Here is a 23,461-nt window from a genome sequence, read left to right as displayed (position 1 = left end):
TTTTGTTTGGTCTCTACAAAAACCTAAGACCAGGTTCATAATCTGTTACACCCGCCAAAACCGTTTCCACAGTGTTCTCTTAGACACGTGATTGCATTACTCGCGCCCGGACAGGGCTCGCAGACAGAGGGAATGCTCTCGCCGTGGCTGGAATTGCCGGGGGCGACAGAGCAGCTGACTCTGTGGTCGAAGGCCAGCGGCCTGGACCTGGTGCGACTGGGCACCACCGCATCCACCGAAGAGATCACCGATACGTCGGTCACTCAGCCCCTGGTCGTCGCGGCCACCCTGCTCGCCCACCAGGAGCTGACCAGGCGCGGGCTGCTCAGCGGCAAGGACTTCATCGTGGCCGGTCACTCGGTCGGCGAGATCGCGGCCTACGCAATCGCCGGTGTGATGGCCGCCGATGACGCCGTCGCCCTGGCCGCCACCCGTGGCGCCGAGATGGCCAAGGCGTGTGCCGCCGAGCCGACCGGCATGTCCGCCGTGCTGGGCGGGGACGAGGCCGAAGTCCTGGCCCGCCTCGAGCAGCTGGACCTGTTCCCCGCGAACCGCAACGCCGCCGGGCAGATCGTCGCGGCCGGCCCGCTGACCGCGCTGGAGAAGCTCGCCGAAGACCCGCCGGCCAAGGCCCGGGTGCGGGCTCTGGGTGTCGCCGGAGCGTTCCACACCAAGTACATGGCGTCCGCTACGGAGGGCTACGCCGCCGCGGCGGCCGCCATCGCGACCGCCGAGCCGACTGCGACGCTGCTGTCCAACCGTGACGGAAAGCCGGTCGCTTCGGCGGCGGTGGCGATGGAAACGCTGGTCGCTCAGTTGATCCAGCCGGTGCGGTGGGACCTGTGCACGGCGACGCTGGCCGAGCACGATGTCGAAGCGATTGTGGAATTCCCGCCCGCGGGCACCCTCGCCGGCATCGCCAAGCGTGAGCTTCGGGGGGTGACGGTACGTGCCGTCAAGACGCCCGCAGACCTGGACGCGCTAGCCGACATCTGATGCCGGCGCGGCCAGGTACAACCGCATAAGAGCACATCAAACCGATTGCAACACAACACATTACGAAGGGAAAAGACTGTGGCCGTTTCGCAGGAAGAAATCATCGCCGGTATCGCCGAGATCATCGAAGAGGTCACCGGCATTGAGCCCTCAGAGGTCACCCCGGAGAAGTCGTTCGTCGACGACCTGGACATCGACTCGCTGTCGATGGTCGAGATCGCCGTTCAGACCGAGGACAAGTACGGCGTGAAGATCCCGGACGAGGACCTGGCCGGTCTGCGCACCGTCGGTGACGTCGTCTCCTACATCCAGAAGCTCGAGGAAGAGAACCCCGAGGCCGCCGAGGCGCTGCGGGCCAAGCTGGAGTCGGAGCACCCCGAGACCGTCGCCAACGTCCAGGCAAGGGCGGAAGCGGACAAGTGACCAGGCCTTCCACTGCTAACGGCGGTTACCCCAGTGTTGTGGTAACCGCTGTCGCGGCGACGACGTCGATCGCGCCGGACATCGAGAGCACGTGGAAGGGCTTGCTGGCCGGCGAGAGCGGCATCCGTGTCCTCGAAGACGAATTCGTCGACAAATGGGATCTGCCCGTCAAAATCGGGGGGCACCTCAAGGAGCCGATCGACAACCACATGGGGCGGTTGGACCTGCGGCGCATGTCGTACGTCCAGCGCCTGGCCAAATATCTGAGCGGCCAGCTGTGGGAGTCGGCCGGCAACCCGGAGCTCGATCCGGACCGGTTCAGCGTCGTCGTCGGCACCGGCCTGGGTGGCGCCGAGCGGATCGTCGAGAGCTATGACCTGATGAACGAGGGCGGCCCCCGCAAGGTGTCGCCGCTCGCCGTTCAGATGATCATGCCCAACGGCGCCGCCGCCGTAGTCGGTCTGGAGCTCGGGGCCCGTGCCGGGGTCATCACCCCCGTGTCGGCGTGTTCGTCGGGCTCCGAGGCAATCGCTCACGCGTGGCGCCAGATCGTCATGGGGGACGCCGAGGTCGCCGTCTGCGGCGGTGTCGAGGGCCCGATCGAGGCGCTGCCCATCGCGGCGTTCTCGATGATGCGGGCCATGTCGACTCGCAACGACGAGCCCGAGCGTGCGTCGCGGCCGTTCGACAAGGACCGCGACGGCTTCGTGTTCGGCGAGGCCGGCGCCCTGATGCTGATCGAGACCGAAGAGCACGCCAAGGCCCGCGGCGCCAAGCCGTTGGCCCGGTTGATGGGTGCCGGTATCACCTCGGACGCGTTCCACATGGTGGCGCCCGCGGCGGACGGCGTGCGCGCCGGTCGCGCGATGACCCGGTCGCTGGAGCTGGCGGGCGTGTCCGCCAAGGACATCGACCACGTGAACGCACACGGGACGGCGACGCCGATCGGCGACACCGCCGAGGCCAATGCCATCCGGGTCGCCGGATGCGAACGGGCCGCCGTGTACGCGCCGAAGTCGGCGCTGGGCCACTCGATCGGCGCGGTCGGGGCGCTCGAATCGGTGCTCACGGTACTGACCCTGCGGGATGGCATCATCCCGCCGACCCTCAACTACGAAACACCCGATCCCGAAATCTCGTTGGACATCGTCGCGGGCGAACCGCGCACCGGCGATTTCCGTCACGCGATCAACAACTCGTTCGGGTTCGGCGGCCACAACGTGGCCCTCACCTTCGGGCGTTACTGAAGCACGAGAGGAATATTCGCCACACCCATGACAGAGCTGGTTACGGGGAAAGCCTTCCCCAATGTGGTCGTCACCGGCATCGCCGCGACGACCGCCCTCGCATCCGATGTGGAAGACACTTGGAAGTTGTTGCTAGACGGCCAGAGTGGAATCCGCACCCTCACCGACCCGTTCGTTGAGGAGTTCGACCTTCCGGTCCGCATCGGCGGGCATCTCGTGGAGTCGTTCGACGACCAACTCACTCGTGTTGAGCTGCGCCGCACCGGCTACCTGCAGCGGATGTCCACCATCTTGGGCCGCCGGGTGTGGGAGAACACCGGTTCACCCGAAGTCGACACCAACCGCCTGGCGGTGTCTGTCGGCACCGGAATGGGTTCGTCGGAAGAGATGGTCTTCAGCTACGACGACATGCGCGCTCGTGGCATGAAGGCCGTCTCCCCGTTGGGTGTGCAGAAGTACATGCCCAACGGTGCGGCCGCGGCGATCGGTTTGGAGCGGCACGCCAAGGCCGGTGTGATGACACCGGTTTCGGCGTGCGCGTCCGGCTGCGAGGCGATCGCCCGGGCCTGGCAGCAGATCGTGCTCGGTGAGGCCGACATTGCGATCTGCGGAGGCGTCGAGACCCAGATCGAGGCGGTGCCGATCGCGGCGTTCGCCGCAATGCGCATCGTGATGTCGACCAACAACGACGACCCCACCGGCGCCTGCCGTCCCTTCGACAGGGACCGCGACGGGTTCGTGTTCGGCGAGGCCGGCGCGTTGATGGTCATCGAGACCGAGGAGCACGCCAAGGCTCGCGGCGCGAACATCCTGGCCCGGATCATGGGCGCCAGCGTCACCTCCGACGGCTTCCACATGGTGGCGCCGGACCCCAACGGGGAACGTGCCGGCCACGCGATGACGCGGGCGATCCAGCTCGCGGGCATCACCCCCAACGAAATCGACCACGTCAACGCCCACGCCACCGGCACCCAGGTCGGCGACCTGGCCGAGAGCAAGGCCATCAACAAGGCCCTCGGTAGCAACAAGCCGGCGGTCTACGCGCCCAAATCCGCTCTCGGCCACTCGGTCGGCGCGGTCGGCGCACTGGAATCGATCTTGACGGTCCTCGCGTTGCGAGAGCAGGTCATCCCGCCGACACTGAATTTGGAAAACCTCGATCCAGAAATCGATTTGGACGTGGTGGCGGGTAAACCGCGGCCGGGCAACTACCGGTTCGCGATCAACAACTCGTTCGGATTCGGCGGTCACAACGTGGCGATCACCTTTGGACGGTATTAGCACCCAACGGTATCGAACCCCGAGCTCACCGGAAACAGGAGATCTGCGATGACACTCATGGCCCCCGAGGCGGTCGGCGAGTCACTCGACCCCCGCGATCCGTTGCTGCGTCTGAGCAACTTCTTCGACGACGGCAGCGTCGAGTTGCTGCACGAGCGTGACCGCTCTGGTGTGCTGGCCGCGGCGGGCACCGTCAACGGTGTGCGCACCATCGCGTTCTGCACGGACGGAACCGTCATGGGCGGCGCGATGGGCATCGAAGGGTGCCAGCACATCGTCAACGCCTACGACACCGCGATCGAAGAGCAGAGCCCGATCGTGGGCATCTGGCACTCCGGCGGTGCCCGGTTGGCCGAGGGTGTCAAGGCGCTGCACGCGGTGGGCCTGGTGTTCGAGGCGATGATTCGGGCGTCGGGCTACATCCCGCAGGTCTCGGTGGTCGTCGGCTTCGCCGCCGGCGGCGCGGCCTACGGGCCGGCGCTGACCGACGTCATCGTGATGGCGCCGGAAAGCCGGGTGTTCGTCACCGGGCCGGACGTGGTGCGCAGTGTCACCGGTGAGGACGTGGACATGTGCTCGCTGGGCGGTCCGGAAACTCACCACAAGAAGTCCGGCGTGTGCCACATCGTCGCCGAGGACGAGCTCGACGCTTACGAGCGTGGTCGCCGCCTGGTCGGATTGTTCTGCCAGCAAGGGCATTTCGACCGCACCAAGGCCGAGGCCGGTGACACCGACATCCACGCGCTGCTGCCGGAATCGGCGCGGCGGGCCTACGACGTGCACCCGATCGTGACCGCGATCCTGGACACCGACACCCCGTTCGACGAGTTCCAGGCGAACTGGGCGCCGTCGATGGTGGTCGGGCTGGGCCGGCTGTCCGGCCGCACCGTCGGCGTGCTGGCCAACAACCCGCTGCGGCTGGGTGGCTGCCTGAACTCCGAAAGCGCCGAGAAGGCAGCGCGTTTCGTGCGGCTGTGCGACGCGTTCGGGATTCCGCTGATTGTCATCGTCGACGTGCCGGGTTACCTGCCCGGTGTGGACCAGGAGTGGGGCGGCGTGGTGCGCCGCGGCGCCAAACTGCTGCACGCGTTCGGTGAGGCCACCGTTCCGCGGGTCACGCTGGTCACCCGAAAGACCTACGGCGGGGCCTACATTGCGATGAACTCCCGGTCGCTGAACGCGACCAAGGTGTACGCCTGGCCGGACGCCGAGGTCGCCGTGATGGGCGCCAAGGCCGCGGTCGGCATTCTGCACAAGCGCAAGCTGGCCGCCGCGCCCGACCACGAGCGCGAAGCGTTGCACGACGAGTTGGCGGCCGAGCACGAGCGGATCGCCGGCGGCGTGGACAGCGCCATCGAGATCGGCGTGGTCGACGAGAAGATCGACCCGGCGCACACCCGCAGCAAGCTCTGCGAGGCGCTGGCCGAGGCGCCCGCCCGTCGCGGTCGCCACAAGAACATCCCGCTGTAATTCCTTCGCCGCTAATTCCTTCGCCACGAGCGTAAGCAGGCTGCGAAAATCGCAGCCGGAGTTCGCAATACACTTACGCTCGCGAATGACCGACCACGAACTCAGCCGCCACGGCCTCCACCCGCTCGCGATCGCGCGGCACCAGGCCGATCCGGGTCCGGCGATCGAGGATGTCGTCGACGTCCAGGGCGCATTCATGGGTGACCGCGTATTCGAACTCCGCGCGGGTCACGTCGATCCTCTCGGCAACCGGCTCGGTCGGGCGCTCGCAAGTGGCAACCGCGATCACGTTGGCCGCCTCCGCGCCGTAGCGTGCTACCAGGGAGGGCTGCAGCCGGGACGGCGAGCCCGCGACCGGGCCGGGGTTGGACGGCGCCCCGATCAGCGGCAGGTTGCGAGTCCGGCAACCCGCGGCCGGTAGCCGCCGCAGGCGCACGGCGCGGTCCAGGACGTCTTGAGCCATGAAACGGTATTCGGTCAGCTTGCCGCCGATCACGCTGATGACCCCGGACGGCGATTCGACGACGGCGTGCTCGCGCGACACGTCGGCGGTACGGCCCTCCCCGGTGTCGATCAACGGCCGTAGTCCGGCGTAGGCGCCGATCACATCGGTGGCCAGCAGCGCGGTCCCCAGCGCGGTGTTCACGGTGTCGAGCAGGAACTCCACCTCGCCCGACGACGGCTCCGGCACATCGGGAATCGGACCGGGCGCTGCTTCGTCGGTGAGCCCGAGGTAGACCCGGCCCAACTGTTCGGGCATGGCGAACACGAAACGATTGAGCTCGCCGGGAATCGGAATCGTCAGCGCCGCAGTCGGATTCCCGAACGTGCTGGCGTCGAAGACCAGGTGCGTGCCGCGGCTGGGCCGCAACCGCAGTGAGCCGTCGATCTCCCCCGCCCACACCCCGGTCGCGTTGATCACCGCGGCAGCCGACACGTCGAACGACTGCCCCGTGCGCTGATCGGTCAACCGCGCCGAGGTGCCGGTGGCCTCGGAGGCCGCGACGTAGGTCAGGATCCGGGCGCCGTGCTGGGCCGCGGTGCGGGCGACCGCGGTGACCAGGCGGGCGTCGTCGATCAATTGCCCGTCGTAGGCCAGCAGTCCGCCGTCGAGGCCGTCGCGGCGCACCGTGGGCGCCATCTCGACCACCCGATCGACCCCCACCCGACGCGACCGCGGCAGCGTCGACGACGGCGTTCCGGCCAGCACCCGCAGCGCGTCCCCGGCGAGGAATCCGGCACGCACCAGCGCGCGCTTGCCAGAACTCATCGACGGCAGCAGCGGAACCAATTGCGGCATCGCGTGCACGAGATGAGGGGCGTTGCGCGACATCAAGATTCCGCGTTCGATGGCGCTGCGGCGCGCGATTCCCACGTTGCCGGTCGCCAGGTAGCGCAGCCCGCCATGGACCAGTTTGGAGCTCCAGCGGCTGGTGCCGAACACCAGATCGTGCTTGTCCACCAAGGCCACCCGCAGCCCGCGCGACGCGGCGTCCAACGCGATCCCGGCCCCGGTGATACCGCCGCCGATCACCAACACGTCCAGCGGTACGCCGTCGGCCAGCGCGTTGAGGTCGGCGGTGCGCCGCACAGCGTTCAAAGCGGCGTTCAAAGCCGTCACGACAGGTATCCGTTCAGCGAGTGGGCGAGTTCGGTGGCCAGCGCATCGGCATCGAGAATCGGGCGCACGATCCGCTCGGACTGGATGGTCGACTGCGCGATCAGCAACACCATCGTGGCCATCTGCAGCGGATCGTCCGCCCGCACGCTGCCGTGGCGTTGGGCGGCCCGCAACCGGTCGGCCAGCGCGTCGATCAGCATCTGCTGGCTTTCGCCGAGGCGTTCGGTGATGTAGATCACCGCCAGGTGCGAGTGCATCACCGACATGATCAGCTCATCGCGACGCAATAGGTTGGCCACCGAAACGATTTGACGGACAAGCGATTCGCGATCTTCACCCAGCAGCGGCGCCTCGTGCATCACGCCGGTGATCCGTTGAGTCAGCAGCGCCGAGACGATCGACGGCGTGTCGGGCCAGCGGCGGTACACCGTCGGCCGGCTCACGCCCGCGCGCCGGGCGATCTCGGCGAGGGTTACCCGGTCCACCCCGAAATCGACGACACAGCTGGCCGCCGCCGCCAGAATCCGGTCGGCCACATCCAAACCTGCATTACTAATTGACAGCATGTGTAATACTGTAACGCATGACGCCTGATCCTGGGACCGAGCAACTCCTGCCGCCGATGAAATGGAACGCCTGGGGAGATCCCGCCAGCGCCAAGCCGCTCTCAGACGGCATCCGGTCGCTGCTGAAACAGGCTGTAGGACTGCAAGATTCGGATCACGTCGAACTCACCCCCGAGCAGGTGCAGCTGCGCCCGTCGGTGCTGACACCACAGGACAAAGACGCGCTCGCCGGGATCGTCGGCGCACAATATTGCCGCACCGACGACCGCGATCGGCTGCTGCACGCCGGCGGCAAGTCCACCCTCGACCTGCTGAAGCGAAAACTCAAAGCCCAAGACGCACCCGACGCCATCCTGCTGCCCGGCGACGAAGACGCCGTCGCGAAAATACTGCGCTACTGCTCCGATCACGGCATCGCGGTGGTCCCGTTCGGCGGCGGCACCAGCGTGGTCGGCGGCCTGGACCCCATTCGCGGCGACTTCAACGCCGTCGTCTCGCTGGATCTGCGTCGCTTGGACCAACTCCTCGAACTCGACGAGGTGTCCGGGCAGGCCGTCCTGGGGGCGGGTCTGACGGGTCCGGAGGCCGAACGCTTGCTTGGCGCGCAAGGCTTTTCGCTCGGGCACTTCCCGCAGAGCTTCCAATACGCCACGATCGGTGGCTTTGCCGCGACCCGCTCGTCGGGCCAGGATTCGGCCGGCTACGGCCGGTTCGACGACATGGTGCGCGGGCTGCGGATGATCACCCCGGCCGGAACGCTGGACCTGGGCCGCGGACCGGAGTCGGCCGCCGGCCCCGACCTGCGTCAGCTGCTGATCGGGTCGGAGGGCACCTTCGGGGTGATCACGCGGGTGCGGCTGCGAGTGCACCCGACACCGGAGGCCGTTCGTTACGAAGCCTGGTCGTTCCCCGACTTCGCGACCGGGGCGGCGGCGCTAAGGGCGGTCACCCAGAATGCCACCGGCCCCACCGTGATTCGGCTGTCCGACGAGGCCGAAACCGGAGTCAACCTGGCCACCGAGGCGATCGGGGAGAACCAGATCACCGGCGGCTGCCTCGGTATCACCGTCTTCGAGGGCACCAAGGAGCACGTGGAGAGCCGGCACGCCGAAACCCGTGAGTTGCTCAGCGCAAAAGGCGGCACGTCTCTGGGTGAGGAACCGGCGCAGGCCTGGGAGCGCGGCCGGTTCGGCGCGCCGTATCTGCGCGACTCGCTGCTGGCCGCGGGCGCGCTGTGCGAGACGCTGGAGACCGCCACCGACTGGTTTAACATCGCGGCGCTCAAGGCCGCCGTCACCGAGGCGTTGACGACAGCGTTGGCCGAAACCGGCACGCCGGCGCTGGTGATGTGCCACATTTCGCACGTGTACCCCACCGGCGCATCGTTGTACTTCACCGTCGTCGCCGGGCAGCGGGGCAATCCGATCGAGCAGTGGCAGGCCGCCAAGAAGGCCGCGTCGGATGCGATCATCGCCACCGGCGGCACCATCACCCATCACCACGCGGTCGGCGCCGATCACCGGCCCTGGATGCGCGACGAGGTGGGCGACCTAGGGGTGCAGGTGTTGCGGGCGGTCAAGGCCACCCTGGATCCCGCGGGAATCCTCAATCCCGGCAAGCTGATTCCGTGAGACGCGAGATCGGCAAGGTCACCGCGCTGACCAATCCGCTGTCGGGTCACGGCACCGCGGTGCAGGCGGCACAGGCCGCCATCGCCCGGTTGCACGCCCGCGGTGTCGAAGTCAACGAGATCATCGGCGACAACGCCGAAGACGCCCAGCATCTCGCGAAAGCGGCCGTCGAACGCGGCACCGACACGCTGGTGGCCACCGGCGGGGACGGCGTCATCTCCAACGCGCTACAAGTGTTGGCGGGCACCGACATTCCGCTGGGCATCATCCCGGCGGGCACCGGCAACGACCATGCGCGCGAATTCGGTATCCCCACCAGGGATCCCGAGGCGGCCGCGGACATCGTCGTCGACGGCTGGACGCAGACGATCGACCTGGGCCGCATCCGCGATGCCAACGGCCGCGACAAGTGGTTCGGCACGGTGGCCGCCGCCGGATTCGACTCCCTGGTGACCGATCGTGCCAATCGGATGAGCTGGCCGCACGGGCGGCTGCGGTACTACCTCGCCATGCTCGCCGAACTCACGCAACTGCGGATGCTGCCGTTCCGCTTGGTGCTCAACGGCAGCAAGGAGATCGACGCCGATTACACCATGGTGGCCGTCGGTAACACCCGCAGCTACGGCGGCGGGCTGTTGATCTGTCCGAACGCCGATTACACCGACGGTCTGCTGGACATCACAATGGTGCACACCGCTTCCCGGACGAAATTCGTCCGGCTGTTCCCGACCGTGCTCAAGGGCACGCACGTCGACCTCGACGAGGTGAGCACCGCGCGCGCCAAGACGATTCACATCGAATGCCGCGGCATCAACGTCTACGCCGACGGCGACTTCGCGTGCCCGCTGCCCGCGGAACTCTCCGCGGTGCCTGGCGCGCTGCAGATCCTGCGCCCGGACGTGTAACAAACGGTGCGACAAACGCGATATCTGGGCAGATATGGGCTGCCCTGGGAGGAACGATGTCGGGACGTCGCACAACGGCGCTGGTCGCCGCGACCGCCGCGGTCGGTGGTTCGCTATTGACGGCCTCCGCTCAGGCGGCCGATCCACTGTGGAACGGGCAATACATCCTGACGTTGTCGGCCAACGCGAAGGTGGGCACCAACATGGCAGCCCGCCAACCCGAATTCGCCCACCGGGCCAGCGTCTCGATCACTTCGAAGTGCGCGGCGGGCGTCTGCACCGCCACGGTGAACGACCCGCCGCCGCCCAAGAACGACTCGATGCCCCGCACCATCGAATTCACCTGGAACGGGTCGCAGTGGGTGCGCGAGATGACCTGGCAATGGGACTGCCTGTTGCCCGACGGCACCATCGAATCCGATCCGGCGAAATCGATCACGGCCTACACGCCCGGGCCGAATGGCGTGCTGACCGGGGTCTATCACACCGACATCAAAAGCGGTGCGTGTCAGGGCAACGTCGACATGCAGGTGTCGGCCGCGCCGGCAAACCCGCCGACCGTCCCGCCTACCGTTTGATGGTTTAGCCGACGCCCCGGCTGAGCCAGGTCACCTCGCCGGCGTCGCCGCCATCGCGGTAGACCTCGAGCGCCTCGTCCCACGCGGTTCCCAGCACCGAGTCCAGCTCGGCGGCCAGGGTGTCGGCGCCCTGCGCCATCATCGCGCGCAGCCGCATCTCCCCGACCATGACGTCGCCGTTGGCGCTCATCGCCCCGCTCCACAACCCCAGCTGCGGGGTGTGGCAGAAGCGGTGGCCGTCGACCCCGGGGCTGGGGTCCTCGGTGACCTCGAACCGCAGCACCGTCCAGGACCGCAGCGCGTTGGCCAACCGGGCGCCGGTACCCACCGGGCCGACCCAGTTTGTGACAGCGCGCAGCTGTCCGGGCATCGCCGGCTGCGGTGTCCACACCAAGTTGGCCTTGGACTGCAGGGTCGACGACAGCGCCCACTCGACATGCGGGCATACCGCCGCGGGCGAGGCGTGGACGTACACCACACCAGCCGTCACGTCGGCAAATTGGTTCGACGCACGCATCTACCTGCTCCTTCGGTTCGACGAGGGACGTCTTCCCCAACGACCTGGCGGACCGACAAGCAGATATTTTTGTCTCGTGCGTGTCTATTGTGCCCTGTGATACCCGTGTTGCGCTAGTGCTCGATGCTTATTTGATGTATTGGGCTAGCACCGCGTCAGCGACGGCCGGCCACAAGTCCACCGCCCAGTCGCCGAAAGCGCGGTCGGTCAGGGCCACCAGCACCAGCTCCGCGTCGGGATCTGCCCAGATGAAACCGCCTGCCTGGCCGAAATGGCCGTAGGTGCGCGGCGAGTTGCGGGCGCCCGTCCAATGCGGCGTCTTGGAGTCCCTGATCTCGAAACCCAGGCCCCAATCGTTGGGCCGCTGCACGCCGTAGCCGGGCAACACGCCGTTCAGGCCGGGAAACTGCACGGTCGTCGCCTCGGCATGCATCGCCGCCGACACGGTCGACGGACGCAGCAGGTCACCGGCGAACGCCGCCAGGTCGGCGACCGTCGAGGTCGCCCCGTATCCAGCCTCCGCCGCGCCGCCGGCCAGCCGGGTAGCGACCATGTGCAGCGGCTCGCACACCGCCTCGGCGAGGTAGCGGCTGAAGTCGATGCCCGACGCGCGCTCGACGGTCTCGGCCAGCACCGCGAAGCCGTAGTTGGAATACACCCGCCGGGTGACCGGCTTGGCCAGCACCCGTCCGTCCAGCATCGCCAAACCCGACGCGTGCGCCAGCAGATGGCGAACCGTCGAGCCCGGCGGACCGGCCAGGGTGTCCAGTTCGACGACGCCCTCCTCGATCGCGACCTGCACGGCGCGCGCCACCAGCGGCTTGGTGACCGACGCCAGCGTGAACACCCGCTCGGTGTCGCCGTGGGTGGCCAGCACCCCGGCGGGCCCAATCACCGCGGCGGCAGCGGCCGACACCGGCCAATCGTCGAGGGCATCGAGGGCCGTCACTTCGTCGCGATGTAGTAGTTGTTGATCGGGTCCGACTCGATCTCGGCCACCCGCACGTCGGCGAAACCGGCGTCGCCGAGCATCGACACGGCCAACTGCGTGCCCCAGGCCGTGCCCAGCCCGGCACCGCCGAGGGCCAGCGACACCGTCATGCAGTGCATCAGCGACACGGTGTAGAGGTAGGTGCTCAACGGGACGTCGACGTTCTCCTCGAGCCGGCTGGAGGCCTTGATGTCGGCCATCAAGAACACGCCACCGGGTCGCAGCGCGCGATAGATGTTCTCCAGCACCCGCGCCGGCTGCGCCTGATCGTGGATCGCGTCGAACACCGTGATCACGTCGTAGGTGTCCGTCTTGTCCAGCTCGGTCAGGTCGTGGCTCTCGAAAGTCGCATTGGTCAGCCCCAGGCGAGCCGCCTCGGCGACGCCGGTCGCGATCGCCTCGTCCGAGAAGTCGATACCGGTGAACCGGCTCGCCGGAAACGCTTGGGCCATCACGTTGATCGCGTGGCCGCTGCCGCACCCGAAATCGGCGACGTCGGCACCCGAGCGCAAGCGATCCGGTAGGCCGTCGACCAACGGCAGCACTACGTCGACGAGCGCGACGTCGAACACCATCGCGCTTTGCTCGGCCATCAGCGCGTGGAAGCGCGGGAACTCGCTGTACGGCAGCCCGCCTCCCTCGCGGAAGCAGCCGACGATTTTCTGCTCCACCTCGCCCAGGTGCGGCAGGAACATCGCCACCACGGCCAGGTTGTCCGGGCCGGCGGCACGGGTGAGTACCGCGGCACGGTGGGCGGGTAGCGAGTACGTTCCGGTGTCGGCGTCGTAGTCGACGACGCGCCCGGTTGTCATACCGCCCAACCACTCCCGGACGTAGCGCTCGTTGAGACCCGCCGCGTCGGCGAGCTGCGCGCTGGTGACCGGCCCGACGTTGGCCATCGTGTCCAGCAGTCCCGTCTGGTGTCCGATACTCAGCAGGATCACCAGGCTCGCATCGTCGATCGCCGAGACCACGCGTCCGGCGAATTCTTCGACATTCTCCACAGCCGTCACGCTCACGGACGCTACACCCGGTTCACGGCTGGACAGCCCGACGGGAGATGTATGGCGGCGAACAGTAGGTTGTAGCCCATGAGTCAGACAGTGCGAGGAGTGATTTCACGCAAGAAGGGGCAGCCCGTGGAGTTGGTGGACGTCGTCGTCCCGGGCCCCGGGCCCGGCGAGGCCCTCGTCGATGTCATCGCTTGCGGGGTGTGCCACACCGACCTGACTTACCGGGAGGGCGGCATCAACGACGAGTATCCGTTCCTGCTCGGCCACGAGGCCGCGGGCACGGTCGAGGCCGTCGGGCCGGGTGTGACGTCGGTGGCGCCGGGCGACTTCGTGATCCTGAACTGGCGCGCGGTGTGCGGGCAGTGCCGGGCCTGTAAGCGGGGCAAGCCTCAGCTGTGCTTCGACACGTTCAACGCCACCCAGAAGATGACGTTGACCGACGGCACCGAGTTGACGCCCGCGCTGGGCATCGGGGCGTTCGCCGACAAGACGTTGGTGGCCGCCGGGCAGTGCACCAAGGTCAATCCCGAGGCCGACCCCGCGGTCGCGGGTCTGCTGGGTTGCGGTGTGATGGCCGGGATCGGCGCCGCGATCAACACCGGCGCGGTCACCCGGGACGACACCGTGGCGGTGATCGGCTGCGGCGGGGTGGGCGACGCCGCGATCGCCGGGGCCGCGCTGGTCGGCGCGAAGACCATCATCGCCGTGGACACCGACAACACCAAGCTGGACTGGGCGCGCAAGTTCGGCGCCACCCACACCGTCAACGCCCGCGAATTCGACGTCACCAAAACGATCCAGGACCTCACCGGCGGGTTCGGCGTCGACGTGATCATCGACGCGGTCGGCCGGCCCGAGACCTGGAAGCAGGCCTTCTACGCCCGCGACCTGGCCGGCACCGTAGTGTTGGTGGGCGTGCCGACACCGGACATGACGCTGGAGATGCCGCTGGTCGACTTCTTTTCCCGCGGTGGATCGTTGAAGTCGTCGTGGTACGGCGACTGCCTGCCCGAACGCGACTTCCCCACCTTGATCGACCTGTATCTGCAGGGCCGGCTCCCGCTGGAGAAGTTCGTCTCCGAACGCATCAGGCTGACCGATATCGAGGAGGCGTTCGACAAGATGCACGCCGGCAAGGTACTGCGTTCGGTGGTGATGTTGTAGATGGTCGACATCGATCGGGTCGTCACCCACGGAACGTTCGAACTCGACGGCGGCAGTTGGGAAGTCGACAACAACATCTGGCTGCTCGGCGACAACTCCAATGTCGTGGTTTTCGACGCCGCTCACGAGGCGGCGCCGATCGTCGAGGCGGTGGAGGGCCGCCACGTGGTGGCGGTGATCTGCACGCACGGCCACAACGACCACGTCACGGTGGCACCCGAACTCGGCGAGACCCTCGACGCGCCCATCCTGCTGCATCCCGCCGACGAGATGTTGTGGCGAATGACGCACCCGGACAAGGACTTTCGCACGATATCAAACGGACATAAGTTGACGATCGCCGGTACAGAGATCACCGCCCTGCACACCCCCGGTCACTCCCCCGGCTCGGTGTGTTGGTACGTGCACGACCTGGGCGTCGTATTCAGTGGCGACACCCTGTTTTCCGGCGGTCCCGGCGCGACCGGGCGTTCCTACTCCGACTTCCCGACGATTCTGCAGTCGATCTCGGAGCGACTCGGCACGCTGCCCGGCGAGACCGTGGTACACACCGGCCACGGCGACAGCACCACCATCGGCGACGAGATCGTGCACTACGAGGAGTGGGTGGCCCGCGGCCACTGAGCCGCGAGCGCAATACGGCGAGCGCAAACACCGCGAGCGTATACACACTGCGAAACCCGGCCACGAAATTCGCAGCCGCTTACGCTCGCGACAACCAAAGCTAGTGCCCGTCGAGGATCCGCCGCTTTTCGGCCTGGAACTCCTCCTCGCTCAAGGCCCCCGAATCCCGCAGCGCCGCCAGCGTTTTCAGCCTCTCCAGGCGCACGACCTCGTCGGTGGGCTCGGAGGGCTGCTGAGGTGTCGCGACACTGATAACCGGTGTGGCGCCCTGCAAGTAGGCCGCGGCCGCCTTGCGCCGCGTGCCCCGCAACCACCGCCAGGCCACGATCGAGGCGGCCAGGCCCGTGACGAATGTGCCGACGAACAGCCAGATCAGGAATCCGTACGAGCTGGAGTGGCCGAAGGCCAGCCGGGGCTGAATGTATCCGTTGACCTGGCCGTCGGTGGTGATGTTGTAGATACCGTCGGCGGGGATCTGCGCCACCCACACCCGCACGTGTGCGTCATTGTCGACGATGGTTGTGCTGCCGATACTTTCGGTCATCGACGGCTGCGCCACGCCATCCGGCGGGTTGATCGTGATGCCAAGCGGCGGCACCGGCAAGCCGCCGTTGGGGCTGCCGATCACGACGGTGTGCAAACTGACGGTGACTTCGCCCTTGGGCAGCCGCAGGCTGGCCGATCCCGGGATCGGAATTTCGCCGTACGCGTCGTAGTCGTCCAAGAAAAACACGTTGAGCACGATGGCGACGACGATGCCTACCAGCGACATGATCGTCACGACGACGGCTGAGGCAAAGGACATCCTGGCGGGCAGTCTGCTCCACATCCCCGGAGTGTGTCACCGCTAGTGACCCGGGGCCACCGAAAGAGCCCACTGATAGCCATGTCCAACGATCTCGTCGCAGCCGCGCCAGACCTGTCCGGGAAGCTGGTCGTCATCACCGGAGCCAACAGCAAGCTGGGCTTCGGGCTGGCCCGACGGCTCGCCGCGGCCGGCGCCGATGTGGTCATGGCGATCCGCAATCAGGCCAAGGGCGAGGCGGCGATCGGGGAGATCCGCCGCAGCGTGCCCGACGCGAAGCTGACCATCAAATCCCTCGACCTGTCGTCGCTGGCCTCGGTCGCCGCGCTGGGTGAGCAGCTCAACGCCGAGGGCCGCCCGATCGACATTCTGATCAACAACGCGGGGGTGATGACGCCACCGGAACGCGACACCACCGCCGACGGCTTCGAATTGCAGTTCGGCAGTAACCATCTCGGGCACTTCGCACTGACCGGGCATGTGCTGCCGCTGTTGCGCGCCGCGCAGCGGGCCCGCGTCGTGTCGCTGAGCAGCCTGGGCCAGCCAAAGCGGCAAGATCCACTTCGACGACCTACAGTTCGAAAAGTCCTACGCGCCGATGTCGGCCTACGGGCAGTCGAAGCTCGCCGTGCTGATGTTCGTTCGCGAGCTGGACAGGCGCAGCCGCGCCGCCGGCTGGGGCATCGTCTCTAACGCCGCCCACCCCGGCCTGACCAAGACGAATCTGCAAATCAGCGGGCCGTCGCACGGTCGGGAAAAGCCGGCGCTGATGGAGCGCGTGTATAAGGCGTCGTGGCGTTTCACGCCGTTCCTGTGGCAGGAGATCGACGAGGGCATCCTGCCCGCCCTGTACGCGGCGGCCACGCCGCAGGCCGAGGGCGGCGAGTTCTACGGTCCGCGTGGCTTCATGGAACTCGCCGGCGGCGGCGTGAAAGTGGCCCGCACCCCCGCGCGGGCCCGCAACGACGACGACTGCCGGCGGCTGTGGGAGATTTCCGAGCAGCTCACCGGCGTCAGCTACCCGGCAACCAACGCACCCAAATACATTCGCAGCGCTGCGAAGCCATCCAACAGTGGCGCAGCGGGTTGGCCGGCGCGCGCGATGCCTACCGGCAGTGGTCCTGCGGACCACGCGTCGACGAGCCGCCCAACGTCGTCGGCGACGAGTGGTTCGAAGGATTGCGGCCGCATTTGCCTACTACCGGCGAAGCGGCCGAATTCCGCACCGCTCACGAAGTCCACTGCGACAATCCGACGCTGATGCAGCTTTCGCTGCAGATCGGTCGGATCGAAAAGGAGTGGATCGAAGAAGCGAAAGGCCGTCGGCGCCGCAGGCGAAACCGGCAGCAATAGCCCTATTGGCCAGATCCATTGACACCAACGAACTTCGTCGATGCCGGGCCCACAGCGCAATTGCGTGCCGTGCTGTATTGGGTCGGACGCGCAATAGTCAGCGGGTCGCCCAGGGCTGCCAGACACCACCCGGCAGCCGGGCCAAGCGCGCCGCGTCGGCACGCACGGCGGGTGCCGGCTCCCAATCAGGGATCGCACCGGATTGGACTGCCCCAGAGGTACTTTCGACCCGGAATCGCATCGAGGCTTTGCCGGTCGGACCGGCCGTGATGTGCTCAGTGAACCGCCCACCGGCCACGGCAAACACCAGCACCTCCATGGCCTCGGCCACGCCCTCGCAGGTCTCGTCGCAGGCGTCGCACCCGCAGGACGGGAACGCGGCCCGGTAGCCGACGCCGGCAGCTATCTCGACGCCGGGAAAGTCGGTGAACCGGAACAGCAGTCGCGCCGCATCAGCCCGTTGTGACGTCACGGCGATCAGCTTCGTGGTGCCCGGTGTCGACTCGGTGAGCGACGCAATATCAACCCGGTACGCCGTTTGGAGGTGCTCGATCAAGGCTTCGGCGATATTCCACAGCGGCGCGAACCGCGCCGGGTTGCTCACCCGCGAGTACGCATCGTCGGGCGGCGACCCCGTCCAACGTGAGCCGTACCGAATGACCGTGCCGGACTCGTCGCGAAAGTCCGGGATCTGCAGGGCGGGCGGATGTACTCGACCATGGCTGGCTGTCACGGTCGCACGGTGCCGACGCGGGCCGCAAGCGAATTCCTCGTGCGCCACCGATCGATCCGGCGTCAGCCGGTGGCGGCGAGCACCGCGTGCGCAAGCTCGGGGCGGCACACCACCACGTCCGGCAACTTCGGATCGGCCTGGTTGTAGAGCAGCGCCGACCCGTCGATGCGGGAGGTGTGCAATCCAGCCGCGCGGGCCACCGCCACGGGAGCCGCCGAGTCCCACTCGAACTGTCCGCCGGCGTGGACGTAGACGTCCGACAAACCCTGCACGATGGACGCGACTTTGGCTCCGGCGGAACCCATTTCCACCAGTGTGCCGTCCAGCGCGTCGCGAACCGCCAACGCGATGGCCGGCGGCCGGGTGCGCGAGACCACGATGCGCGGGGTGGCCGGCGCGGCGGCAGGAGCGGCAACCTCCGGAGTCGCCAGCGTGACACCCTGGGCCGGCAACGTCACGGCACCCGCGACCAGCTCGCCGGCCTGCCACAGCGCGACATGCACCGCCCAGTCATCGCGCCCGAGCTCGGAGAATTCCCGCGTGCCGTCCAGCGGGTCGACGATCCACACCCGCTCCGAGCGCAACCGCACCGGGTCGTCGGCGCCCTCCTCGGACAGCACCGCGTCCCGGGGGCGCTCGGCACCGAGCGCTTGCATCAGAAAGTCGTGGGATCGCTTGTCCCCCGCGGCTTTCCGCTCGCTCGCGTCCGCGTCGGCGAATTCCTGCCGCACCCCGAGCAGCAGCTGCCCCGCTTCGGTGGCCAGGCGTGCCGCCAGGGCGTGGTCGTTCATCGTTACTCCTAACGCGTCACGGAAGACTCAATACTTCGCTATGTTGGTAGCGTTGACCAAATTTACCACGCCCAGATCCTTCACGCGGCCGGCACCCCGACACGGACATCTGACATAACCTGGAGAACGTGAGCGCCAACGTCCCCCCCTCGGGCGGGTTGCGGCACATTCCACGGGGGCGGCTAGCGGTGATCGGCATCGCCGTGGCCCTTCTGCTGGTAGGTGTGCTGATCACCGCCGTAATGAAGCTGGGCCATGGCCATAACAGCACGGCGGCGCAGTCCACCAGCCAACCACCGCCCCCGGACAGCTACGCCATTCCGGGTTGCTACAACCTTTCGGTCCAGCCCACCGCACGCCCGAAGACTCTCAATATCCTCGGTTGCGCGAGCGTTGCCGTTGCGCTGCAAGACATGTCGTGGAGTGAGTGGGGGCCGCAGGGCGCAGACGGGACCGGCACCGCCGTTTTCAAGCTGTGCGATCCGAATTGCGCGACAGGCACCCAAGTCACGGTACCGGTCGTGGTGCATGCGTGGAATGCGCAGAAGCCGCGCGCGGACGCCATCTGCGTGGTCGGCCTCAAGATCTTCAGCGACATGATCCTGGCCTTCCCCCAAGGTGTCCCGCCGCCCAACGCGCAGCGCATCGACACCCAGTACAAGGGGATGCCCGCGGTGCACTACGTCAACTACTCGCCCAGCGACACCCGCGAGACCGAATTCATCGGCTACACGTTCTGCAATTAGAACCCGCCGAACGTGCTCTCATGGAGGAGAATTCGGCAAAATCCCGCCACCAGAACACGTTCGGCGAGCCACCAGAACACGTTCGGCGCAGTGAAACTCGCTTAGACCTCGACGACGACGGCGCCGCCCTGGCCACCGCCGGCGCACATCGCGGCGACACCGATGCCGCCACCGCGGCGGGCCAGCTCGTAGACGAGCGTGGTGACCATGCGCGCACCCGAGGCGGCGATGGGGTGGCCGAGGCTGCAGCCGCTACCGGAGAAGTTCACCTTCTCCTCGCCCAGACCGTACTCGCGGCAGGCCGCGATCGGCACCGACGCAAACGCCTCGTTGATCTCCCACAGCGCCACGTCCGACGGCGACAAACCGGCCCGCTGCAACACCTTTCCGATCACCTTGACCGCGCCCAGGCCGCAATCCCGGGCTGGCACGCCCACGGCGGCCCAGGCCTTGACGGTGCCCATCACGTTGAGCTTGTTGGCCCTGGCGTAGTCGCTGTCGACCAGCGCGACGGCCGCCGCGGCGTCGTTGGTGCCGCTGCTGTTGCCGGCGGTGATCGAGAAGCCCTCGATCACCGGGTGCAACACCTTCAGGCCGGCGAGCTTCTCGACGGTGGTGTCGCGCCGCGGGTGCTCGTCGACGGCGAACTCGGTGACCGAGCCGTCGAATTGGGTGATCTTCAGCGGCAGGATCTCGTCGGCGAACTTGCCGGCGTCCTGGGCCGCGACGGCACGCTGATGCGAGCGGGCCGCCCAGGCGTCCATCTCCTCGCGGGTGATGCCGACGGTCTGCGCGGTGTTTCAGCCCACCGTGATCGACATGTCCTTGGCGGGGGCATCCGGCGTCTCGACGTGCGTCGGCGGCATCCACCGCTCCTCGAACTGCAGCTCGGGCCCGGGGATGCGCCAGTTCGTCAGCGGCGTCATCGACAGCGACTGCACACCGCCGGCGATCAGCACCCGCTCCATACCCGAGCCGATCTGGGCCGACGCGTTGCCGATGGCGGTCAGGCTGCCCGCGCAGTGCCGGTTGACCGACTGGCTGGGGATGTGCTCGAGACCGGTGGCGGTGGCGGCGTAACGGGCCAAATCGCCACCGCCGTAATGTGATTCGGCAAAGATGATGTCATCGATGTCCGAGGGGTCGACGCCGGACCGGCGGACCGCCTCCGGGAGCACCGCGGTGATCAGGGTCTCCGGCGGCGTGTTGACCAGCGTCCCCTTGAACGAGCGGCCGATGGCCGTCCGGACAGCTCCGACGATGACGGGTGTACCCATATTCTCAACCTCGCTGGGGTGGGCGGTCAGACGACGCGAATCGTATCAAATACTGTATAGGCAATAGTAATGGTCTAAATTCGGTACGCCGGGGTCTGTGACGGCGCTAACAATTAAGCGTTTCGGGTAAACACGGAGGCCAACCGTTGAAGACCAAAGGTGCGCTGCTCTGGAAATTGAACGAGCCGTGGTCGATCGACGAGATCGAGATCGGCGAACCGCGCCGCGGTGAGGTGACCGTCCAGCTGGAGACGGCCGGCCTGTGCCATTCCGACCAACACTTGTTGACCGGTGACTTCCCCATCCCGAGCTTCCCGGTGCTGGGCGGACACGAGGGCGCCGGGATCATCACCGAGATCGGCGAGGGCGTCGAGAATCTGGCCGTCGGCGATCACGTGGTGATGTCGTTCATTCCGTCCTGCGGGACATGCAAGCCGTGCCAGACCGGGCTGCGCAACCTGTGCGACCTCGGGATGGGCCTACTGTCGGGCCAGTCGGTGTCCGACGAATCCCTTCGCGTCACAGCGAAGGGACACAACGTGCTGCCGATGTCGCTGCTGGGCACCTTCGCGCCCTATGTCGTCGTGCATCACACCTCGGTGGTCAAGGTCGACCCGTCGATCCCGTTCGAAGTCGCTTGCCTGGTGGGCTGTGGGGTGACCACCGGCTTTGGCGCCGCGGTGCGCAGCGCGGCGGTCAAACCCGGCGAAGACGTCGCGGTGATCGGGATCGGCGGCGTGGGCGTTGCCGCCGTGCAGGGCGCCCGAATCGCCGGGGCCCGAAGGATATTCGCCGTCGATCCGTTCGAGTGGAAGCGCGAGCAGGCGTTGAAGTGCGGCGCCACCGCGACTTTCACCGATGTCGCCGACGCCTTCGGCCGCATCGCCGAGGTCACCCGCGGCTTCATGTGCCACAAGGTCATCGTCACCGTCGGCCGCACCGAGGGCAGCGAGGTCGAATCCTGGATGGGCCTGACCGCCAAGGGCGGAGTCTGCTGCCTGACCGCGATGAGCGGCGTGCTGGACACCGACGTGACCCTCAACCTCGCGGGACTATCGCTGCTGCAGAAAAGCTTGCAGGGCAGCATTTTCGGCGGAGGCAACCCGCAACACGACATCCCGGCGATCCTCGAGCTCTACCAGCTCGGTCAGATCAACTTCGACGACATGGTGACCCGCGAATACCGCCTCGAAGAGATCAACGACGGCTATCGCGACATGCTCGAGGACCGCAACATCCGCGGGCGTGATCCGGTTCACCGACGCCGACCGCGCCTAACCCGGTCAAGCTCGCATCGGCGCACACGACACAATGACTCCATGACCACCACCCCCGCAGCCCAGCGTGACGCCCAGACCGCCGCATACCGAATCGCGGCAATGCTGATGGGTATCGGCACCGTGCACTTCCTCGCTCCCAAGCCGTTCAACACGATCGTCCCGGTCGAACTGCCGGGCGACCCGCGCTTCTACACCTACGCGTCGGGCGTCGCGGAGATAGCCACCGGCGCCTTGCTGGTACCGCGGCACACCCGGCGGTTCGCCGCGCTGGCGGCCATCCTGTTGTTCATCGGGGTCTTCCCCGCCAACGTCAACATGTGCCGGTTGTGGTGGAACAAGCCGTGGCCGATGCGCCTCGCCGCCTTCGCCCGGCTGCCGCTGCAGCTTCCGATGATCACCACGGCGTTGAAGATCATGCGCAACAGCTAGCCCGCGACGTCAACGCTGCAGCGGCGAACCCACGCGATGCACGGTGCCGTCGGGATCGACGTAGGCGAATTCCCTTAAGCCGTAAGGTGTATCGATTGGTTGCAGCAAGCGGCCATCGAGATCTTGCAGCGCCGCCCATTCCGCGTAGAGGGCGTCGGCGTCGCTGATATAGAGGTACACGCTGGCCGCGGTGCGCAGCGGATCGTGTTCGGCCCACTCGCTGATATGCATCGACACCGAGCCGCGGTCGACAAAGCCGTACCGCTCGGGTCCTTCGTAGCCACGGGCATCGAACCCCAGTCGGCGATAGCGATCCAACGCGACGTCGAGATCTCTGACGGGGATGATCGGGGCGACCCAGGCGAAATCGCTTTCGGGCACACCACAGTCTGTCAGTTGCCCGGTACCGGACGAATGCTGTCGTATGCTCCACCCGAGGCGACTCCAGCAGGAAGGCGCTCAACGATGAGTCAGCTACCAGCCTTCGTCGCGGTCGCGGCTCCCGCGCTGGTGATGGCGGCATGCGACAGCAACGGCGGCGGCACCGGCACCACATTGTCAAGGCCACCGTCCTCGACTTCCACAAAACAGGCGCTCGCGCCGGCGCGCTGCAGGATCTCATGCTCGGCCCGGCCGAAGTCGACACCATCCTGGGAATCACCGGCTCGAGGATCGACAAACTGTCCGACTCGATGCAAGAAGACCAAACCGCCGGAGCCGGCCCCAGCGGCTTCAGATTCCCGGAAGAATGGCTGTACGCCACCGGTCCTGCCCTCGCGCCGGTATACGCGAACAGCGGGAGCACCTCGGCATACGGCGAGCGGATTTCCGCACCGCCGGCGCGCGGAGGGTCGAAGTCAAGTGATTCCAGGCCTGACGTCAACCAATATGTGGTGATGTTTTCGTCCGCCCAGCAGGCGAGTTCCTTCTTCGACACCTCCGCCCAGCGCTGGCCTGCCTGCGCCAACCGCGAAGGCACGGTTCCCGACGGCCCGAAGTCTCCGGGCTTCCAATGGTAAG

General features: G+C 67.1%; 22 protein-coding genes and 4 pseudogenes. 16 read left to right on the top strand and 10 right to left on the bottom strand.

Translation table 11 applies throughout. The annotated features are described in order from the left end of the window. The first annotated feature begins 87 nt into the window (after positions 1 to 87). From T428_RS0101360 to T428_RS0101340, 5 genes are all read left to right on the top strand, one after another. Complete coding sequence (locus T428_RS0101360; RefSeq protein ID WP_025735055.1) at positions 88 to 996, top strand: ACP S-malonyltransferase; 909 nt, start codon at positions 88 to 90, stop codon at positions 994 to 996. Between the two features lie 78 nt (positions 997 to 1,074). After that, positions 1,075 to 1,419, top strand: a complete 345-nt coding sequence (gene acpM, locus T428_RS0101355; protein ID WP_025735054.1) for a meromycolate extension acyl carrier protein AcpM — start codon at positions 1,075 to 1,077, stop codon at positions 1,417 to 1,419. Continuing rightward, positions 1,416 to 2,666, top strand: coding sequence for a 3-oxoacyl-ACP synthase KasA (kasA, locus tag T428_RS0101350; protein WP_025735053.1), 1,251 nt, complete (start codon positions 1,416 to 1,418; stop codon positions 2,664 to 2,666). Before acpM ends, kasA begins: the two co-directional genes overlap by 4 nt. Positions 2,667 to 2,693: 27 nt before the next feature. After that, positions 2,694 to 3,947: a 3-oxoacyl-ACP synthase KasB gene (kasB, locus tag T428_RS0101345; RefSeq protein ID WP_025735052.1), complete on the top strand. Its 1,254-nt coding sequence runs from the start codon at positions 2,694 to 2,696 to the stop codon at positions 3,945 to 3,947. Between the two features lie 48 nt (positions 3,948 to 3,995). Further along, positions 3,996 to 5,417 (top strand): acyl-CoA carboxylase subunit beta, encoded by a 1,422-nt coding sequence (locus T428_RS0101340; RefSeq protein WP_025735051.1) that lies wholly within the window; start codon positions 3,996 to 3,998, stop codon positions 5,415 to 5,417. A 73-nt stretch (positions 5,418 to 5,490) separates the two neighbouring features. Here the strand turns inward: T428_RS0101340 and T428_RS0101335 are convergent, their stop codons facing one another. Both T428_RS0101335 and T428_RS0101330 read right to left on the bottom strand, forming a co-directional pair. Next, positions 5,491 to 7,038, bottom strand: coding sequence for a glycerol-3-phosphate dehydrogenase/oxidase (locus T428_RS0101335; protein WP_425411971.1), 1,548 nt, complete (start codon positions 7,036 to 7,038; stop codon positions 5,491 to 5,493). Further along, positions 7,035 to 7,604, bottom strand: coding sequence for a TetR/AcrR family transcriptional regulator (locus T428_RS0101330; RefSeq protein ID WP_025735049.1), 570 nt, complete (start codon positions 7,602 to 7,604; stop codon positions 7,035 to 7,037). Before T428_RS0101330 ends, T428_RS0101335 begins: the two co-directional genes overlap by 4 nt. Positions 7,605 to 7,660: 56 nt before the next feature. Between T428_RS0101330 and T428_RS0101325 the strand changes: the two genes are divergently transcribed. The 3 genes from T428_RS0101325 to T428_RS0101315 are packed head-to-tail and all read left to right on the top strand — an operon-like array spanning position 7,661 to position 10,718. Next, positions 7,661 to 9,235: an FAD-binding oxidoreductase gene (locus tag T428_RS0101325; protein ID WP_025735048.1), complete on the top strand. Its 1,575-nt coding sequence runs from the start codon at positions 7,661 to 7,663 to the stop codon at positions 9,233 to 9,235. After that, a complete protein-coding gene (locus T428_RS0101320; RefSeq protein WP_025735047.1) occupies positions 9,232 to 10,140 on the top strand; it encodes a diacylglycerol kinase in 909 nt (302 codons plus the stop codon). The genes T428_RS0101325 and T428_RS0101320 overlap by 4 nt, the downstream gene beginning before the upstream one ends. A gap of 56 nt (positions 10,141 to 10,196) precedes the next feature. Next, positions 10,197 to 10,718, top strand: a complete 522-nt coding sequence (locus tag T428_RS0101315; RefSeq protein WP_025735046.1) for an Rv2253 family sensor-like surface protein — start codon at positions 10,197 to 10,199, stop codon at positions 10,716 to 10,718. A gap of 4 nt (positions 10,719 to 10,722) precedes the next feature. Here the strand turns inward: T428_RS0101315 and T428_RS0101310 are convergent, their stop codons facing one another. The 3 genes from T428_RS0101310 to T428_RS0101300 form a co-directional block, all read right to left on the bottom strand. Further along, positions 10,723 to 11,235, bottom strand: a complete 513-nt coding sequence (locus T428_RS0101310) for a DUF3145 domain-containing protein (protein ID WP_025735045.1) — start codon at positions 11,233 to 11,235, stop codon at positions 10,723 to 10,725. 127 nt (positions 11,236 to 11,362) lie between these two features. Further along, entirely contained in the window at positions 11,363 to 12,184 is an 822-nt protein-coding gene (locus tag T428_RS0101305) for a serine hydrolase domain-containing protein (RefSeq protein ID WP_025735044.1), read from the bottom strand. After that, a complete protein-coding gene (locus T428_RS0101300; protein ID WP_025735043.1) occupies positions 12,181 to 13,239 on the bottom strand; it encodes a class I SAM-dependent methyltransferase in 1,059 nt (352 codons plus the stop codon). The genes T428_RS0101305 and T428_RS0101300 overlap by 4 nt, the downstream gene beginning before the upstream one ends. A gap of 78 nt (positions 13,240 to 13,317) precedes the next feature. On the opposite strand from T428_RS0101300, the gene T428_RS0101295 reads away from it, so the two are divergent. Beyond that, positions 13,318 to 14,403 carry an S-(hydroxymethyl)mycothiol dehydrogenase gene (locus T428_RS0101295; RefSeq protein ID WP_025735042.1) on the top strand — a complete coding sequence of 362 codons (1,086 nt, stop codon included), beginning with the start codon at positions 13,318 to 13,320 and terminating at the stop codon, positions 14,401 to 14,403. Beyond that, entirely contained in the window at positions 14,404 to 15,027 is a 624-nt protein-coding gene (locus tag T428_RS0101290; RefSeq protein WP_025735041.1) for an MBL fold metallo-hydrolase, read from the top strand. Between the two features lie 100 nt (positions 15,028 to 15,127). On the opposite strand, the gene T428_RS0101285 is transcribed toward T428_RS0101290, so the two are convergent. Further along, positions 15,128 to 15,856, bottom strand: coding sequence for an SHOCT domain-containing protein (locus T428_RS0101285; protein ID WP_025735040.1), 729 nt, complete (start codon positions 15,854 to 15,856; stop codon positions 15,128 to 15,130). A 57-nt stretch (positions 15,857 to 15,913) separates the two neighbouring features. Here T428_RS0101285 and T428_RS24960 point away from each other — a divergent pair. Next, positions 15,914 to 16,856: pseudogene (locus T428_RS24960) on the top strand (SDR family oxidoreductase); the annotation flags it as partial. Beyond that, positions 16,832 to 17,185, top strand: a pseudogene (locus tag T428_RS33895) (hypothetical protein); the annotation flags it as partial. The pseudogenes T428_RS24960 and T428_RS33895, both read left to right, overlap by 25 nt. 97 nt (positions 17,186 to 17,282) lie before the next feature. On the opposite strand, the gene T428_RS24955 reads toward T428_RS33895, so the two are convergent. Both T428_RS24955 and T428_RS0101265 read right to left on the bottom strand, forming a co-directional pair. Beyond that, on the bottom strand, positions 17,283 to 17,918 hold the full coding sequence (locus T428_RS24955; RefSeq protein ID WP_156942815.1) for a DUF6226 family protein: 636 nt from the start codon (positions 17,916 to 17,918) through the stop codon (positions 17,283 to 17,285). Between the two features lie 62 nt (positions 17,919 to 17,980). Further along, positions 17,981 to 18,709, bottom strand: coding sequence for a 3'(2'),5'-bisphosphate nucleotidase CysQ (locus tag T428_RS0101265; protein WP_025735038.1), 729 nt, complete (start codon positions 18,707 to 18,709; stop codon positions 17,981 to 17,983). 188 nt (positions 18,710 to 18,897) lie between these two features. Between T428_RS0101265 and T428_RS0101260 the strand changes: the two genes are divergently transcribed. Further along, positions 18,898 to 19,455, top strand: coding sequence for a hypothetical protein (locus tag T428_RS0101260; protein ID WP_025735037.1), 558 nt, complete (start codon positions 18,898 to 18,900; stop codon positions 19,453 to 19,455). A gap of 101 nt (positions 19,456 to 19,556) precedes the next feature. Here the strand turns inward: T428_RS0101260 and T428_RS24950 are convergent. Further along, positions 19,557 to 20,732, bottom strand: a pseudogene (locus T428_RS24950) (thiolase family protein). 146 nt (positions 20,733 to 20,878) lie between these two features. Between T428_RS24950 and T428_RS24945 the strand changes: the two are divergent. Further along, a pseudogene (locus tag T428_RS24945) lies at positions 20,879 to 22,010 on the top strand (NDMA-dependent alcohol dehydrogenase). Between the two features lie 41 nt (positions 22,011 to 22,051). Next, positions 22,052 to 22,441, top strand: a complete 390-nt coding sequence (locus tag T428_RS0101245) for a DoxX family protein (protein WP_025735036.1) — start codon at positions 22,052 to 22,054, stop codon at positions 22,439 to 22,441. 9 nt (positions 22,442 to 22,450) lie between these two features. Here T428_RS0101245 and T428_RS0101240 read toward each other — a convergent pair whose 3' ends face one another. Continuing rightward, on the bottom strand, positions 22,451 to 22,822 hold the full coding sequence (locus T428_RS0101240; protein WP_025735035.1) for a bleomycin resistance protein: 372 nt from the start codon (positions 22,820 to 22,822) through the stop codon (positions 22,451 to 22,453). A 140-nt stretch (positions 22,823 to 22,962) separates the two neighbouring features. Between T428_RS0101240 and T428_RS35225 the strand changes: the two genes are divergently transcribed. Continuing rightward, positions 22,963 to 23,460: a sensor domain-containing protein gene (locus T428_RS35225; RefSeq protein WP_051465088.1), complete on the top strand. Its 498-nt coding sequence runs from the start codon at positions 22,963 to 22,965 to the stop codon at positions 23,458 to 23,460. Position 23,461: the final 1 nt, after the last annotated feature.

Source organism: Mycobacterium genavense ATCC 51234 (assembly GCF_000526915.1).
Taxonomy (GTDB): Bacteria; Actinomycetota; Actinomycetes; order Mycobacteriales; family Mycobacteriaceae; genus Mycobacterium; species Mycobacterium genavense.
This window is presented reverse-complemented; position numbering and strand designations above follow the sequence as displayed.

Bases quoted from the DNA above. Each gene is read 5' to 3' on its own strand.
- T428_RS0101330 (WP_025735049.1), bottom strand. From the start codon at position 7,604: ATGCTGTCAATTAGTAATGCAGGTTTGGATGTGGCCGACCGGATTCTG.
- T428_RS0101290 (WP_025735041.1), top strand. From the start codon at position 14,404: ATGGTCGACATCGATCGGGTCGTCACCCACGGAACGTTCGAACTCGAC.
- T428_RS0101295 (WP_025735042.1), top strand. From the start codon at position 13,318: ATGAGTCAGACAGTGCGAGGAGTGATTTCACGCAAGAAGGGGCAGCCC.
- T428_RS0101265 (WP_025735038.1), bottom strand. From the start codon at position 18,709: ATGAACGACCACGCCCTGGCGGCACGCCTGGCCACCGAAGCGGGGCAG.
- T428_RS0101325 (WP_025735048.1), top strand. From the start codon at position 7,661: ATGAAATGGAACGCCTGGGGAGATCCCGCCAGCGCCAAGCCGCTCTCA.
- T428_RS35225 (WP_051465088.1), top strand. From the start codon at position 22,963: ATGCGACAGCAACGGCGGCGGCACCGGCACCACATTGTCAAGGCCACC.
- kasB (WP_025735052.1), top strand. From the start codon at position 2,694: ATGACAGAGCTGGTTACGGGGAAAGCCTTCCCCAATGTGGTCGTCACC.
- T428_RS0101340 (WP_025735051.1), top strand. From the start codon at position 3,996: ATGACACTCATGGCCCCCGAGGCGGTCGGCGAGTCACTCGACCCCCGC.
- T428_RS0101310 (WP_025735045.1), bottom strand. From the start codon at position 11,235: ATGCGTGCGTCGAACCAATTTGCCGACGTGACGGCTGGTGTGGTGTAC.
- T428_RS0101245 (WP_025735036.1), top strand. From the start codon at position 22,052: ATGACCACCACCCCCGCAGCCCAGCGTGACGCCCAGACCGCCGCATAC.
- T428_RS0101285 (WP_025735040.1), bottom strand. From the start codon at position 15,856: ATGTGGAGCAGACTGCCCGCCAGGATGTCCTTTGCCTCAGCCGTCGTC.
- T428_RS0101315 (WP_025735046.1), top strand. From the start codon at position 10,197: ATGTCGGGACGTCGCACAACGGCGCTGGTCGCCGCGACCGCCGCGGTC.